Genomic DNA, 1,639 nt, shown 5'->3' on the forward strand with positions numbered 1-1,639 from the left:
CCCGGATTTTTCGTGGGATGTCGCCTGTAGGGGTGTGTAGATAAGCGAAAGTGCCTGTCCTGCAAGAGATAATTGGACTTGCTTAGGGTTCAACCATCCTGACGGGAAGGCACTTCGCAGGTGAAGAATATCGCGGTCGCATCGCGGGTGAAAGTGTCGGCGGACGGTCATGGTGTGGTGTCGCACGCTGGGATGGGCATGTTGCGTGAACTCGCCGACCGGACCGGGTTATCGGCGCAGGTCACGAATGCTTTGGCGGATACCTATCGTGGGCCGTGGGTGTATGCACCTGGCGATGTGTTCGCCGATCTGGCCGCGGCGATCGCCGACGGCGCGGACTGTATCGATGGGATCGGCCAGCTGTGCGGTGATCGTGAGCACGTGTTCGGCGCGAAGGCTTCGACGACCACGATGTGGCGGTTGATCGACGAGCGCATCGATTCCGCCCACCTGCCCGCGGTGCGGGCCGCCCGGGCCGCTGCCCGAGCGGCCGCCTGGACCGCCGGGGCGGCCCCCGTACCGGGTGGCTGGCTGCATATCGACATCGATGCCACCTTGGTGATCGATCACTCCGACAACAAGGCCGGGGCGACGCCGACCTGGAAGAAGTCCTTCGGGCATCATCCGCTGCTGGCGTTTCTGGACCGCCCCGAGATCTCCGGCGGGGAAGCCCTGGCCGGGCTGCTGCGCACCGGCAACGCTGGCTCCAACACCGCCAGTGACCACGTCATCGTCTTGGCCCAGGCGCTCGCTGCGCTGCCCGTGGGGTGGCGACCCGACCCCGGTAGGGGCGATGATCCGGACCGGCCGCAGGTGTTGGTGCGCTGCGACACCGCCGGAGCCACCCACGACTTCGCCGACGCCTGCCGGGCCGCTGGGGTGGGGTTCTCCTTCGGCTATCCCGTCGACTGGCGGGTCCAGGACGCGGTGGACACCCTCAACCTCGCCGACGGTTGGTATCCGGCGATCGACACCGACGGCGGCATCCGCGATGGCGCCTGGGTCGCCGAGGCCACGACCCTGGTCAACCTGTCGTCGTGGCCGCCGGGCACACGGCTGATCCTGCGCAAAGAGCGCCCGCATCCCGGCGCCCAGTTGCGGTTCACCGACACCGACGGCATGCGGGTCACCGCCTTCATCACCGACACCCCAACCGGTGTGGTGGCCGGCCAGGTCGCCGGGCTGGAACTGCGCCACCGTCAGCACGCCCGCGTCGAAGACCGCATCCGCGAACTCAAAGCGACCGGACTGCGCAACCTGCCCTGCCACGGTTTCTGGGCCAACGCCGCCTGGCTGGAAATCGCGCTGGCCGCCGCCGACCTGGTCACCTGGTGCCGACTCATCGGATTCCGCACCCACCTGGGCCTGGCCCGCGCCGAGATCGCCACCTTCCGCTACCGAGTCCTACACGTCGCCGCCCGTATCACCCACGGTGCCCGCCAACGACGACTACGCCTGGATGCCACCTGGCGCTGGGCCGCCACGATCGCGACCGCCTGGCACAGGATCCGCACCGCCTTCGGATGACCAGGCAGCTCCTCAGACCAACCGATCACGAAAGACTCACCGGCCCTGGGAAAGCCCGCCCGCCCGACGACACGGGACGGCTCAACCGCGTTGCCACATCAGAATCATCACC

The 1,639-nt window shown here is 67.9% G+C and carries 1 protein-coding gene; it reads left to right on the forward strand.

Annotated features, from left to right (window positions below; all coding sequences use genetic code 11):
• Positions 1-120 precede the first annotated feature (120 nt).
• On the forward strand, positions 121-1,527 hold the full coding sequence (locus tag CRM90_RS29880) for an IS1380 family transposase (protein ID WP_102810438.1): 1,407 nt from the start codon (positions 121-123) through the stop codon (positions 1,525-1,527).
• Positions 1,528-1,639: the final 112 nt, after the last annotated feature.

Origin of the sequence: Mycobacterium sp. ENV421 (assembly GCF_002887815.1) — a bacterium.
Taxonomy (GTDB): Bacteria; Actinomycetota; Actinomycetes; order Mycobacteriales; family Mycobacteriaceae; genus Mycobacterium.